A 13,638-nucleotide genomic window follows, 5' to 3' on the forward strand; every position below is an offset into this window, starting at 1 on the left:
AAACAAATATGCTATACTAATGGGCTCAACTTGAAAATATGGAAGCCTGATTTTTATACTCTTTCTTTACCTTCAGCAGCCCATCAGCAGCATTCAGAAAATCAGCGCCCACACCCTGAGTTACTGGATGGTACGTGGACAGCTTTTTCCCTGACCCTCAGAGTAGCAAGATTTATCTTCCGGACATCGAATCTTTATGGATATAAACACCGAGATTTTATTCACTGCTGGAGTTGCCTACGGGATAACGCGGGCGTTGAGCAAGTTCCTGAATTTGCCTACTCGCTCAGCTCCTTGGGATGCTCTACTGAGGAGGATTTGGGTGCCGGGTATAGTGCTGTTCGTGTTGGCCGCAATTCTTGGGGTTAAAAGCGAACTGCTCAATGATGGCTACTGGCTGCTGGTGTTTGCGGCAGTAGCCGCGATGCTAATTCGGCTGGGCAATTACCGACCGGCACGCACGCTGCTGTTGGCTATTGTGCCATTCGCTATATACTTCGCAATCCAGTTTCTATTTAGCCTCTTGGGCACCGATATAGTTAAGGATTTCGACGATGTTTTCGAAACCACGCAGGGCTTCTCGATCATCTGGATGATAACCTTCGGGTTGATTGCCCGCAGCCAGAAAAAGCATTTGGAAGCCGAGCGGCTGGTGCGCGAAGAAGAAGAAAGAAACAAGCAGCGAATAGAGGCCCAAAACGCTGAGCTGGAACGACTGGTGACCGAGCGCACGGCGGCCCTCACGCAGCAAGCCGAGGAGCTGCGCTACACGCTCACCGAGCTAAAAACGACGCAGGCTCAACTGATTCAGGCCGAAAAGATGGCTAGCCTAGGCGAACTGACGGCCGGTATTGCCCACGAGATTCAAAACCCGCTCAACTTCGTTAACAACTTCTCGGAAGTGTCGAGCGAGCTGCTGCAGGAGTTGGAAGAAGAACAGCAGAAACCTACCCGCGACCCGGAGCTGGAAAGCGAGCTGCTAGCCGACCTGAAGCAAAACCTGCAGAAAATTACCCACCACGGGCAGCGGGCCAGCAGCATTGTGCGGGGCATGCTCGAACATAGCCGCGCCAGCAACGGCGAGCGGCACCCCACGGACCTCAACTCCCTCTGCGACGAATACCTGCGCCTAGCCTATCACGGTTTGCGGGCCAAAGACAAAACCTTTAACGCCACGCTCACCACCCACTTCGACCCCAATTTGGGTATGGTTGATATTGTCACGCAGGACGTAGGGCGGGTGCTGCTCAATCTGCTTACCAATGCGTTTTATGCGGTGCAGCAGCGGCAGAAGCAGCAGGAAGCCGGCTATCAGCCTACCGTCACGGTCAGCACCAAGCAAGGAGAGGACTACATCGAAATCAGGGTGCGCGACAACGGTATGGGCATTCCCGAAGAGGTAAAGCAGAAAATCTTTCAGCCGTTCTTCACCACCAAGCCCACCGGCGAGGGCACGGGCCTTGGCCTCTCACTTTCTTACGACATCATCACGAAGGGGCATAACGGCACACTCAGTGTGGAAAGCGTGGAGGGCCAGTGCACCGAGTTCATTATCACGCTACCCCTTGCTGCCTGATGCATTGGTGCGGGTATAGAACGTACTCTGACAACAGAGTGGAGAAGTAAAAATCCTACGCATTACACACCGAGCACTCAAAATTCTAATAGAATGAAAATACTGGTTGTCGACGACGAAGCGGATGTGCGCACCTTGTTTGAGCAGCGCTTTCGGCGAGAAATTCGCAGCGGGGCCTTTGCCTTTTCCTTCGCCTACTCGGGCGAGGAAGCCTTGGACTACCTGCACAGCCACCTTTCGGAAGTCGTGCTCATCTTGTCCGATATCAACATGCCCGGCATGAGCGGGCTGGAGCTACTCCGGCGCGTGAAGCAAGAGTATGCCGCGCCACCACCCAACCCACCTTTGGTTATGATGATAACCGCCTACGGTGATTCAGAAAGCTACAACCAAGCTATGCAGCTCGGAGCCAACGACTTCCTGACCAAACCCGTAGATTTTGCCGCTCTCAAAGAAAAACTGTTCTCGCTGGAGGATAAGCTATGAAAACAAGAATTCTAGTAGTAGACGACGAGCCCGACTTGGAACTGCTCATCAAGCAGAAGTTCAGGCGGCAGATTCGGGAAGGTGTATACGAGTTCAAGTTTGCCGCCAATGGGCAGGAAGCGCTGGACTGCATCCGTGATAATCCAGATCTGGATATTATCCTTTCGGACATCAACATGCCCGTGATGGACGGGCTGACGCTGCTCACCAAGCTCCACGAGCTAAATTCGGTGCTGAAAACGGTGATGGTATCGGCCTACGGCGACATGGAGAACATCCGGACCGCCATGAACCGGGGGGCCTTCGACTTCGTGTGCAAGCCCGTGGACTTCACCGACTTGGAGGTGACGATGCAGAAAACCGCTAGCCACGTGCAGCAACTGCGCGAAACGTTGCGCGCCATTCAGGAAAACAACATTCTGAGGATGTACGTCGACGAGACGGTTATCAACTTTATGGCGCGTCCTGGCTTCGAGGATAGGCTAATGGCCAGCGAAACCGTGGAAGCCACCGTGGCATTCATCGATATTTGCGGTTTCACGGCTCTTTCGGAGGTGCTGCCGGCTCCTACGGTAGTTACGCTGCTCAACACCTACTTCGACCAGATGGTGAAGGAGATTATTGCGCAGGGCGGCTACATCGACAAGTTTATGGGCGACGCCGTAATGGCCGTGTTTCGGGGCGAATTTCACCTCGACAAAGCCATTGATGCCGCTTTATCGGTGCGCACGCTCATCCAGAACCAGCAAAACACCCTGCCCGACGGCACCAGCTATCAGCCCCAGGTGTCTATCGGCATCAACACCGGCGAAATGGTGTGCGGCAACATCGGCTCGGCGTCTCTGCGCCGCCTCGACTACACCGTTATCGGCGACACCGTCAACGTGAGCCAACGCCTGCAAGGCGCCGCTCAACCCAACCAGATTATCATTACGGAGGCTATCTATCAGAAAGTGAAGGAATCGTTTCAGTGCCAAGCGGTGGGCGAGCTCAAGCTAAAGAACAAGGCCAAGCCCGTAATGACCTACGAGGTGGTAGCGTAAGACGGTCAGGTTGAAACCTTTGTAGTAGATCTGCACGACCATTTTCTAGTAGAAGATGGTCGTGCAGATCTATTTTCCTTTAATGCCCTTGCGTCATTATGCACTATCTGCTTACTAATTGCCAGGTATATACAAGCGCGGAAGTGCTGGACGACCACGCCGTGCTTGTTGAGGATCAGCAGATTACCGCTCTCGTTCCGCAGGTGCAACTCCCGGCAGGGGTACGCCAAATTGATGGCCGAGGGCTCTGCCTATGTCCAGGGTTGATTGATTTGCAATTGTATGGAGGCGGGGGGAGTGCCTTTGGCCTCGCGCCCTCGCCAGCGGCTTTAGCGCAGCTGCGTAGCCACACCTTGCGCCACGGTACCACTAGTTTTCTGCCTACCGTACCTACCAATGCGCCCGCCGTCGTGGACCGAGCCATTAGTGCCATTCGGCAGGTACTGCCCAGCATGCCGGGGCTGTTAGGGCTGCACCTGGAAGGCCCCTACATAAGCGCCGAAAAACGAGGAGTTCATCCAACCGAGTTTATTGAAGCACCTACTCCGTCCGGGCTGCACGATCTGCTTGAGCGTAGCAAGGGAGTATTGCGCCTCCTCACTGTTGCGCCCGAAGTGCTTGGGCCCGATGAATTATCTGTTCTGCGGGCATCTCCTATAGTACTCTCGGCAGGACATTCTAATGCGAGCTATGAACAGGGAATGGAAGCGTTTGCGCAGGGTTTTACGGCGGCTACCCACCTCTTCAATGCTATGTCGCCACTTACCAGCCGAGCGCCCGGGCTGGTTGGCGCTATCTACGATGATGCGTCGGTTTGCGCCAGTATTGTGGCCGATGGGCGTCATTGTGCCTATGCCAGCGTGCGCATCAGCAAGCGTGTACTCGGGGAGCGGCTTTTCCTGATCAGTGACGCCACGGCTGCGTCGGCCGAGGGTGCCTATTATTTTCAACCGCAAGAAGACTATTTCGTGGATGCGGAGGGCAAGCTAGCTGGCTCGGGGCTGACGCTGTTGCAAGCCGTGCGCAACTGTGTGCACCACGTAGGATTGCCCCTGGCCGAAAGCCTACGTATGGCTACGCTTTATCCGGCACGGGTTTTAGGGCTGCATCATCAGCTAGGTTGCATTGCACCCGGTTACCAAGCCGATTTGTGTTTGTTTGACGCAGCATTCAACGTGCACGCCACTGTCTTGCAAGGCCAACTGCATTGGCACATAGCGTCCGAGTAAAGCTCTTCATTCTACAGCTCAGCCGGCAGCCAATAAACAGGTCGGTTGCTTGCTTTGCCTATCCTGGCACCTGCATTTTCTCGTTTTGGCGGCGCAGGCGCTGGCACAGTACCCGCAGCACATTGCGCAGAACTTCGCCGCGCTCCTCCATCACATCATAGAAATCTTCCTGGTCGAGGCGGAAGGCTACTACCGAGCCGTGCGCTACGGCCGTGGCGGAGCGGGGCTCGGCATCCAGCAAGGCCAGTTCGCCAAAAAAGTCGCCTTTCTTGAACGTGGCCAGCTGTTGGGTGCCGTTGAATATGTTGACTTCGCCCTCATACACGATGAAAAGGGAAGTGCCCAGGTCGCCTTTGGCAAAGATTTCCTGGCCCTCGTGGAAGGTGACTTCCTTCATGATGGGGACGATGCTGCTCAAAACGTTTTCGGGAGTTTCGGCAAACAAGGCCGTGCGGTGCAGCACCTGCACCCGCTCTTGCGCGGAAATATTGCCGGCGGCAGCGTGATGGTCCATACGTTGGAAAACTACGAGAGGGTATTCACTTACAAGTTGCTGGTGCAAATCAGGCTGGTGTTTTGCCAGTTGGTCGAGCACAGCAAAGGCGCTTTCACGCACCAGTAGGCTGTGGCTTTCTAGGTGAGGCAGCAGCTGCGCAACGGTACCTGGCTCGGGGTGCCAATATGGCAACGCCACGCTCACGGTCCAGTCGGAAAAGCAGGCTTCACCTTCCCACACCACCAGCGGCACCACCGCAACGGGTACCGCGGGGGCGCCCAACAGCTGGTTGAAGGTGCGGATTTTGTCGGACACCGGTAACACGTCTAGTAAAGCTTGCAGGCCCTGGTAGAGCGAGCGGGGAATGATATTGTCGAGGATTTCGAGGGCGTTAGCCTGCCGCTCGCGAGCGGCGTGGGCTACGCCGCGCTGTGCATCGGCAATGAACTGCGGCGAATAGAGTTGGAGCAACAACCCAAAAATCCGCTGCTGCACTCTGGTTAGCTCGTAGTCGAGGGCGCGGCGGAGGTCGTTGGGGGCGGTGGAGAGGCCATGAAGCAACTGCTGCGCCAACTGCAATTCTTCGCGCACCAACACCTGAAACGCAGGCGCATCAGTCGGATCTTGATCGAAGGTGCGCAAGGCCCGTAACGCAGCCTCGCGCCCAAACAGCCGCGGCTGCTGTACTAAGTGCACCAATGCCTGCCGGCTGGCTGGCGTACGGATATGGCCGCATACCTGCGCAAGCCGCTGCACCTGCACTTCCTGCGTGGCAACGCGCAAAGCGTCGGCCAGTAGGGGGACGGCTGTTTCGCCTAGCTGCACCAAGCGCGTCATGGCGTGGCGGCGCTGCGTACGGTCGGTTAAGGCCGCAATCAGCTGGTTGATGTGCTCGGGGGTTACGACTTCGGGAGCTTCATTGGTAGCGGCAACAGTGGGTTTGTGCCAAGCCACCCCGGATGAGAAAATTTCGGTATCGTCGGTGAAGCGGCGGCTGACGGCGTGTTGCAGCTCGGCGAGGTAATGACCATAGGTACGGCGCAGAAACAATAGTGCACCAGCGGCAAACAAGCCCATCCACACAAACGGCAGCCACTCGCTCAGCCCCGGCAGGTGGTGCAGCGCAAACAACAATAGGCCCGCCAAGCCCATGCCCAGTGGCTCATACAAGCCCTTGGCCGTGGTGTGCGCTTGTAGCCGCTCCTCGGCCGAAAGCGCCTGAAACAACACCAGAAAGACCGGGTCGAACACTGCCCGGCGCAGCACTTCTAGCCCCAGAAACAAACCGCAGAAGTAGAGCAGCATCACGGAGCTGGAAGCGGCTGTGTAGCGCAGCCCGCCGAAGGCCAACACGCCGAGCAGCACCAAAACCGGCAAGGCCAGCAGCATCCGGCGGATACCCATCCGTTCGAGCGTGAACTGCGAAAGCAGCACCTTGAACACCATGGCCAGTAGATAAGTAAGGGCCAGAAAAGTGCCCAAATACCGCATTAGGGTGGCTTGGTCGTGGAATTTGTGCTTGACGTTGACAAAGAACGAGTACTCTACACCCGTTGTGATGGCCGCCACTGCCAGCAAGCTCAAACACATGGAGAGAACCAGCTCACTGTTGCCAAACCAGCGTTGCAGCGCCGCCGCTGGGGCCTGCTGTCGCTGCCGCCGCGCCACCGATTTGGCTTCCACTACGTGCGAGGCCAGCGTGGTGCGCAGCGTCAACAAGGCACCGCCGTACGCCCCAAAGGCCAGCAGCAGCAAAAACAACAAATCGGTGTGGCCGTGTACCAAAACGGCCAGCACGGCCCCCAGGGCCTTGGCCGGCATATCGCCGGAACTGATTAAGCTGAAGAGCCGCTTGCTTTGCCGCACATCAAACACCACCGCCGACACACCCCAGAATTCGAGGTTGGTAAGCAGGTAGATGATGCGGTAGCCAGCCATGATGGCCACGGCCGCCGCCACCGAATGCCCCACTGCCACCAGCACCCCGAGTACCCCCGTCAAGACGACTACGGCTAGCAGTACCCGCACGGCTAGGCGCTGCAACTGTAGCTGGTGCTCGAAGTGGGTATACACCCGGCCTACGGCCATCAGCGCCAGCGCGGCCACGCCGTAGGCCAGCGGCAAGTTGCGCTCCGGGTTGTTTTCAAGCAGAATGACATTGGCCGACACGTAGACCAGAATAGTGCCGATGCCGAGCAGGAAGTTGTGCAGGAAGAACAGCCACACTGTCTTCCCCTCCTCAGGACGGATACCAAGAAAGCGGTGCCAGGTGGTAGAAAGCATCAGGTAGCCTACGGTTGGAAAATCGTAGCGGCAAGTTAATGGCTTCGCAAACCAATAACTACCCTGCCGCTCAGCAAGCCTCGCTACTCAGACATAAAAGGGTCTGTTTTCTCGTTACCTTTTCGTTGTTAGCTGCGTGTATTCGGGGTACAGCTGCACTTCGCCGCGCTTGTAAAGGGTGCCCAGGGCCTTCTTAAACACTTTCTTGCTCATGCCCAGGCGGCGGTAGATGTCGTCAGGCTCGCTCTTGTCGCCGAGGGGAAGCTTGCCGTCGGGCGCTTTGCGCAAGGCTTCCAGCAGGGTATCGGCGGCGGCTAGGGCTTCGTCGTAGCCCACCCGCTGCAAGCTGATATCGAGCTTGCCGTCTTCCCGGATAACGCGCACGTAGCCCGTGGGCGTGTCGCCGAGGCGGAGCGGCCGGAACACCTCGTTGTGGTAGAGCAGGCCCTGGTGCGTACCATTAACAATAACCTTGTAGCCCAACTCCGTTTCGTCGGCTACAAACAGGCGCACTTCGTCGCCCACGCGGCCCGGAAACGGCTCATCAGTAGGTAGCGCCCGTTCCCATTTGGCCGTAGCCACAATGCGGTCCGAGGTGTCATCGAGGTACACATACACGGTTTCGCGCTGGCCCACGCGCAAGCTGCGGCGCTGGTTGCGGTAGGGGAGGAACAGGTCTTTTTCGAGGCCCCAATCCAGAAACGCACCTAGCGGCGTGACGTCGCGCACGGTCAGCGCGGCAAAGTCGCCGACTTTGGCCAGTGGATCTAGTGTGGTGGCAATCAGGCGGTCTTCCGAGTCGCGGTACACGAATACGCGCAGCATGTCGCCCACGCGGGTGCCTTCGGGGATGTATTTGCGCGGAATCAGCATGTCGCCGTCGTCGGAAGTCAGGTACATGCCGAAATCGACCTCGCGGGCCACTTCCAGTTCGTTGTAGTCGCCGAGCTGCATAGGGTATTGGGGTAAGAGGGGAAAGCAACAAAGATAGCTGCCACTTTATACGGCACTGGCCGTGGCGCGCTGCCCGGCGCTACTTCTTCTTGGTTAAATAGTCGGCGGCCAGCGTGGCCAGCGTCGTAACGCCGAGCGTAAAGCCACTTTCTTCGATGTGAAAGCCGGGCGTATGGTGCGGCGCTGCCGTGGCCGGGTCGCCGCCGATGGGCATCCCCCCGAGCCACACAAACAAGCCGGGTACTTTCTGTTGATAGCAGGCAAAGTCTTCGGCTATCATCGAGGCTTTGGTTTCGTGCACCTTGTTGGCGCCGGCTGCGGTACGCAACGAAGGCAGCATCTGCTCGGTCAGGCGAGGATTGTTGATGGTGACGGGCGCATAATTCACAATATCCACCTCGGCCGTGGCACCCGCGCTTTCCGCAATATTGGTGGCCGTCCGCCGGATGGCCGCCCATATCTTCTGCTGCATTTCGGGGTTCAGGGTGCGGATGGTGCCCGCCATTTCGGCTTGGTCCGGGATGATGTTGTTGCGCACCCCGGCTTGCAGCATGCCCACCGTCAGCACCGCGGCGTCCTCAGTGAGTTCGGTTTGGCGGCTTACAATGGTCTGCAAGCCCATCACGATTTGGGCAGAAACCACCACCGGGTCCACGCCCAGCCACGGGGTAGCGCCGTGCGCCGACTTGCCTTTTACTTTGATGGTAAATACGTCGGAGCTAGCCATTTCCGGTCCCGAGCGGTATTCTAGGGTGCCTACTTCACGCTGCGCACTTACGTGCAAACCGAAGATGGCCTCTACTTTCGGGTTGTCGAGTACGCCTTCCTGCACCATCAGGCGGGCGCCGCCCACCATGCCGGGCAAGGAGCCTTCTTCGGCCGGCTGGAAAATGAACTTCACCGTACCGGGCAGGTCTTTCCGCACTTCGCTAAGCACCGTGGCGGCCCCCATCAGCATGGCCGTGTGCGAGTCGTGGCCGCAGGCGTGCATCACACCCACCTGCTGGCCGTTGTACTGCGTTTTCACGGTGGAAGCAAAGGCAAGTCCGGCCGGCTCGGTCACGGGCAAACCGTCCATATCGGCCCGCAGGGCCACTACGGGGCCAGGTTTTCCCCCTTTCAAGATGCCAACCACCCCGGTGCGGGCCACGCCGGTTTGTACCTCCATCCCGAGCTTGCGCAGATGGTCGGCTACCAGCGCGGCAGTGCGTTTTTCTTCGTTGCTAAGCTCCGGATTCTGGTGAATGTCGCGGCGCCAGGCCACCACGTTCTTTTCCTGTTGGCTAGCCAGCTTGGCTATGCGCGCATCGAGGGCAGCGTTTTGCGCCAGGGCCGGAACTGCAGCTAGCAATGGTAGAGAAGCGAGTAAGCGGTATAGTTTCAGGTTCATAAGGCAAACACAGGAAAGCAGCTGAGATACTTGGTGCAAACGGCCAACAGGCAGTGGCAAACAAGACGCCCCAATTTACACGACTTCCTTTGTGAGGCGGTGTCTCACCCTGGCCCATCCAAGAAAAGGTGCCTGCAAGAAAGTATCAGAAGTAGAGTGGCACTTCTTTCCTAGAAAGACCGGAATGGGCTCTATCAGAAACAGGTTTTTTTTGACACCTGAACCAGCAGAAGCCAAGCGCAATCCTTCGTTGGTTGCCCTTCAGCAGATTGTTTGCCAAGAGGGGAATAAATTATATCGTAGAATGATATATTTATACTGAGAAAACGGCTGCGCATTTCTATCCCTTTTTGTCGCCCGACATGCGCCTGCTGCTAGCCAATGGCAGTCAACAAGCTCAGCGGCGGAGGTCTTGTGAACGGCTTGTGAGTGGACTGACAGTGTATATCTGTGCGCCTATGAAAGCTTTATTTCTACTGCTTGGAGCTTTTCTGACAATAACCCAGATAGCGTCGGCGCAAACCAGTGCCAACTCGATTGTAACCCTCAAGCACATGCCCGCCGAGGGTATTCTGCTCGACCAAGGGTGGCGTTTTCAGGTCGGCGACGACCCGCGCTGGGCCTTGCCAAACACCAACGAGCAGCAGTGGCAGCCTATCGACCCGACACTTAGTTTGCACCAACTACCCCAAGTGCAGCAAGCGGGTACTGGGTGGCTGCGGCTCCGGTTTCGCGTCAGCCCCGACCTGCGGCAGCAAGCCCTGGTGTTGCGCATAAGTCAGTACGCGGCCTCGGAAATCTACTTCAACGGGCGCCTGCTGCGGCAATACGGCACACTGAGCACCGACCCTACGCGGGTACAGCCCTACTGGCCCGACGACGAACCGATTGAACTGCAACTAAGCGAGCAGGCCGACCAAGTGCTGGCCGTGCGTTTTGCTACTTGGCCCCGCTTCGCGCTGTTCAGCGACTTTTTTGTGCCGCTGTTTTTTCAGGCCCGGCTGGAAGGGCTTACGCAGGTTGTGCAAAGCAACCAGATGGAAGCCACCTACAAAACGTCGGACATGCTGCTGTTTGGCGCCTTTTTGCTGCTGAGCGTTTTGCATTTGGCTTTTTACCTCTACAATCCCTCGCAGCGTGCCAACTACTTTTTCACCCTCTACACCCTGGCCGGGGCCATCAGCTTTGCGTGCACGGGCTTTCTGGATGAGGTGCGCAACATGGATACGCGAATCGGGGTGGATATTCTTTCTTACGTGTGTCTGCAAACCGGAGGCATACTGGTGGTGCGGGCGCTGTACAGCCTGTTTAACGTGCCGCTAGGGTATGTGTACCGAGGCTTGTGGGTAGCCAACTTCTTGAGCTTGTGGCTGCTCACTTTTGTTAATCAGTTCAGTTGGTACCCTACCGTAGGTTTCATGCTGCTCGTTACGGCCGAACAGCTGCGCTTAACGCTGGGCGCTCTGCAGCAAACCAAGCAGGCCGCCGGTATCATTGCCACCGGCTTTGCTATTTCCTTGGTTTTGCTGCTGCTGTACGGGTTTATTGGCCGCTACAATGAAGAGTTGCTCCAACTGAAGGTGATGTCGTTGCCGCTGCGGACCATCCTTACTTTCCCGGTGTTTCTGAGCCCAGTGCTGGCTATTTCGCTGTACCTGACGCGCCAGTTTGCCTGGGCGAGCCGCCTGCTGGAAATCAAGCTCAACCAAGTGCGGAATCTTTCCCAGCAAATGCTGGAGCAGCAACAGGAAAAACAACTGTTGCTGGCCCAACAAAACGAGACGCTGGAACGCAAGGTGCAGCAGCGTACCGCCGCTCTGCAGAAAACCCTGCACAACCTGCAAGCCACCCAGAATCAGCTCATTCAACGCGAAAAGATGGCCAGCCTAGGCGAGCTAACGGCCGGTATTGCCCACGAAATTCAGAACCCGCTCAACTTCGTTAAGAACTTCTCGGAAGTGGCTACCGAACTGCTCTCCGAGTTGAAAGACGAAATGCTGACGGAACAAACGGTGTCCCAAAAAACCTTCACCTGCGACTTAGTGGGCGAATTGACCGAAGTTTTAGAGAAAATACACCACCATGGCTACCGGGCTGGCTCTATTGTGCAGGGCATGCTGGAACACGCACGCATTGGCACCGGCGAACGGGCTCTAACGGATCTGAATGCCCTGGCCGACGAGTTTATGCGCCTCAGCTACCAGGGGTTGCGGGCCAAGAATCCTGATTTCAGTGCCAAGCTAACAACCGACTTCGACCCGGACCTAGGCCTGCTAGAAGTGGTGCCGCAGGACATGGGGCGCGTACTGCTCAACCTGTTCAACAACGCGTTTTACGCCGTGTGCAAGCGGCAGGCCCAGGAATCAAAAGACTACAAGCCCGAAGTGCTGGTGCGCACCATCCGGTGTAGCAACGCCGTGCAGATAGTGGTGCGCGACAATGGTACGGGCATCCCCGCCGATATTGTATCGAAAATCTACCAGCCCTTTTTCACGACCAAGCCTGCGGGCCAAGGCACCGGCCTCGGCCTCTCGCTGAGCTACGACATCATCACGAAGATGCACAAAGGCAACCTGATAGTGGATACGCAGGAAGGGCAGTACACCGAATTCACGGTGAGTTTGCCCGCCGACGAGATAACCTGCGACCTGCCTGCCTATCAAATATAGAACCGATGGTGCAAGCAGGTTGTTTGTATTAAGCAAGTGGATTATATGAGGGTAGTTTTCGACTTTCTTTCTTTTGTACGCTGGTAGAGCCTAACTTGGGGCCCGCAGCTGAAAAGAGAACGGTGGCATTAGCTCCGCTCCGGCAAAGTCAACCTGCTGACGTAGATCCCCTGTTTCCTGTTTATATTCCTTTCAAATCAATGGCTGAACAAACTCTCACTGGCCTGCGGGCTGGCGTCCTGCACGGCGACGAAGTGCAAGCCCTGTTTCAAGTAGCCAAGGCCAATGGCTTTGCCCTGCCTGCCGTCAACGTGACGGGCACCAACACGGTAAACGCCGTGCTGGAAACAGCCGCCGCCGTCAATTCACCAGTTATCATTCAGTTTTCCAACGGTGGCGCGCAGTTCTTCGCTGGCAAAACGATTCCTAATGGTGACCAGCGGGCCAGCATTGCCGGAGCTATTTCGGGCGCTCAGCACGTGCACCTCATGGCCGAGCTCTACGACGTGCCCGTGATTCTGCACACCGACCACGCCGCCAAAAAGCTGCTGCCTTGGATTGATGGCTTGCTCTCCGCCGGCGAAAAGCACTTCGCGCAGTACGGTCAGCCCCTCTACAGCTCGCACATGCTGGACTTGTCGGAGGAGCCTATTGAAGAGAACATCGAAATCTGCAAGCGCTACTTGGAGCGCATGAGCAAGATTGGCATGACCCTGGAAATCGAGCTTGGCGTAACGGGCGGCGAGGAAGATGGCGTGGACAACTCCGATGTGGATAGCTCCAAGCTCTACACCCAACCCGAAGAGGTAGCCTATGCCTACGAGCAACTAAGCGAAATCAGCCCCCGCTTCACCATCGCGGCGGCATTTGGCAACGTGCACGGTGTATACAAGCCCGGAAACGTGAAGCTGCAACCCGTAATCCTGCATAACTCGCAGGAATTCCTGCGCCAGAAACACAACATCGCCGAAGCGCTGCCCATCAACTTTGTGTTCCACGGTGGCTCAGGCTCCAGCCAAGAGGAAATCCGGGAAGCCATCAGCTATGGCGCCATCAAAATGAACCTCGATACCGACTTGCAGTGGGCGCTGTGGCAAGGCATCAAGGACTACTACGTGAAAAATGAAGGCTTCCTGCAAGGCCAGATCGGCAACCCCACCGGTGCCGATTCGCCTAACAAGAAGTACTACGACCCACGCGTATGGCTCCGTAAAGGCGAAGAAACCTTCGTGGCTCGCCTAAAGCAGGCCTTCGAAGATCTAAACGCCATCAACCGCCGCTAGAACTTCGGCGTTCAAGCACAAACAAAGAGGCTCCGAAAACGCAAGTTTCCGGAGCCTCTTTGTTTGTGCTTGCGTCAGTGTCACGCGAGGTTCGCTAGAATCGTTTTCTATTTCCACAACCCGTGTCATGCTGAGCGAAGCCGGAGGCGCAGTCGAAGCATCTCGCTAGTGTGGTAAAATCAGGTAGCATGGTAATGTCAGCACGCGAGATGCTTCGGCTTCGTTGCAC

The 13,638-nt window shown here is 56.8% G+C and carries 9 protein-coding genes; 6 read left to right on the forward strand and 3 right to left on the reverse strand.

Annotation, left to right across the window (positions count from 1 at the left end; genetic code table 11):
* Positions 1–196 precede the first annotated feature (196 nt).
* The 4 genes from P1X16_RS01370 (at position 197) to nagA (ending at position 4,334) form a co-directional block, all read left to right on the forward strand.
* Entirely contained in the window at positions 197–1,576 is a 1,380-nt protein-coding gene (locus P1X16_RS01370) for an ATP-binding protein (RefSeq protein WP_277225699.1), read from the forward strand.
* A gap of 93 nt (positions 1,577–1,669) precedes the next feature.
* Positions 1,670–2,062 carry a response regulator gene (locus P1X16_RS01375; RefSeq protein WP_277225701.1) on the forward strand — a complete coding sequence of 131 codons (393 nt, stop codon included), beginning with the start codon at positions 1,670–1,672 and terminating at the stop codon, positions 2,060–2,062.
* A complete protein-coding gene (locus P1X16_RS01380; protein ID WP_277225703.1) occupies positions 2,059–3,105 on the forward strand; it encodes an adenylate/guanylate cyclase domain-containing protein in 1,047 nt (348 codons plus the stop codon). The genes P1X16_RS01375 and P1X16_RS01380 overlap by 4 nt, the downstream gene beginning before the upstream one ends.
* Before the next feature lie 98 nt (positions 3,106–3,203).
* A complete protein-coding gene (gene nagA, locus P1X16_RS01385) occupies positions 3,204–4,334 on the forward strand; it encodes an N-acetylglucosamine-6-phosphate deacetylase (RefSeq protein WP_277225704.1) in 1,131 nt (376 codons plus the stop codon).
* A 58-nt stretch (positions 4,335–4,392) separates the two neighbouring features.
* On the opposite strand, the gene P1X16_RS01390 is transcribed toward nagA, so the two are convergent.
* The 3 genes from P1X16_RS01390 to P1X16_RS01400 all read right to left on the reverse strand — a co-directional run bounded on the left by P1X16_RS01390 (position 4,393) and on the right by P1X16_RS01400 (position 9,457).
* Positions 4,393–7,113: a cyclic nucleotide-binding domain-containing protein gene (locus P1X16_RS01390; protein WP_277225705.1), complete on the reverse strand. Its 2,721-nt coding sequence runs from the start codon at positions 7,111–7,113 to the stop codon at positions 4,393–4,395.
* Between the two features lie 114 nt (positions 7,114–7,227).
* Complete coding sequence (locus P1X16_RS01395; RefSeq protein ID WP_277225706.1) at positions 7,228–8,067, reverse strand: S1-like domain-containing RNA-binding protein; 840 nt, start codon at positions 8,065–8,067, stop codon at positions 7,228–7,230.
* A 79-nt stretch (positions 8,068–8,146) separates the two neighbouring features.
* Positions 8,147–9,457 carry an amidohydrolase gene (locus P1X16_RS01400; protein WP_277225708.1) on the reverse strand — a complete coding sequence of 437 codons (1,311 nt, stop codon included), beginning with the start codon at positions 9,455–9,457 and terminating at the stop codon, positions 8,147–8,149.
* A 458-nt stretch (positions 9,458–9,915) separates the two neighbouring features.
* Between P1X16_RS01400 and P1X16_RS01405 the strand changes: the two genes are divergently transcribed.
* Both P1X16_RS01405 and fbaA read left to right on the forward strand, forming a co-directional pair.
* A complete protein-coding gene (locus tag P1X16_RS01405; RefSeq protein WP_277225709.1) occupies positions 9,916–12,126 on the forward strand; it encodes an ATP-binding protein in 2,211 nt (736 codons plus the stop codon).
* Positions 12,127–12,326: 200 nt separating this feature from the next.
* Positions 12,327–13,409, forward strand: coding sequence for a class II fructose-bisphosphate aldolase (gene fbaA, locus P1X16_RS01410; protein WP_277225710.1), 1,083 nt, complete (start codon positions 12,327–12,329; stop codon positions 13,407–13,409).
* The last annotated feature ends 229 nt before the right edge of the window (positions 13,410–13,638 follow it).

Origin of the sequence: Hymenobacter sp. YC55, assembly GCF_029433095.1 — a bacterium.
Taxonomy (GTDB): Bacteria; Bacteroidota; Bacteroidia; order Cytophagales; family Hymenobacteraceae; genus Hymenobacter.

Bases quoted from the DNA above. Each gene is read 5' to 3' on its own strand.
- P1X16_RS01370 (WP_277225699.1), top strand. From the start codon at position 197: ATGGATATAAACACCGAGATTTTATTCACTGCTGGAGTTGCCTACGGG.
- P1X16_RS01375 (WP_277225701.1), top strand. From the start codon at position 1,670: ATGAAAATACTGGTTGTCGACGACGAAGCGGATGTGCGCACCTTGTTT.
- P1X16_RS01380 (WP_277225703.1), top strand. From the start codon at position 2,059: ATGAAAACAAGAATTCTAGTAGTAGACGACGAGCCCGACTTGGAACTG.
- nagA (WP_277225704.1), top strand. From the start codon at position 3,204: ATGCACTATCTGCTTACTAATTGCCAGGTATATACAAGCGCGGAAGTG.
- P1X16_RS01390 (WP_277225705.1), bottom strand. From the start codon at position 7,113: ATGCTTTCTACCACCTGGCACCGCTTTCTTGGTATCCGTCCTGAGGAG.
- P1X16_RS01395 (WP_277225706.1), bottom strand. From the start codon at position 8,067: ATGCAGCTCGGCGACTACAACGAACTGGAAGTGGCCCGCGAGGTCGAT.
- P1X16_RS01400 (WP_277225708.1), bottom strand. From the start codon at position 9,457: ATGAACCTGAAACTATACCGCTTACTCGCTTCTCTACCATTGCTAGCT.
- P1X16_RS01405 (WP_277225709.1), top strand. From the start codon at position 9,916: ATGAAAGCTTTATTTCTACTGCTTGGAGCTTTTCTGACAATAACCCAG.
- fbaA (WP_277225710.1), top strand. From the start codon at position 12,327: ATGGCTGAACAAACTCTCACTGGCCTGCGGGCTGGCGTCCTGCACGGC.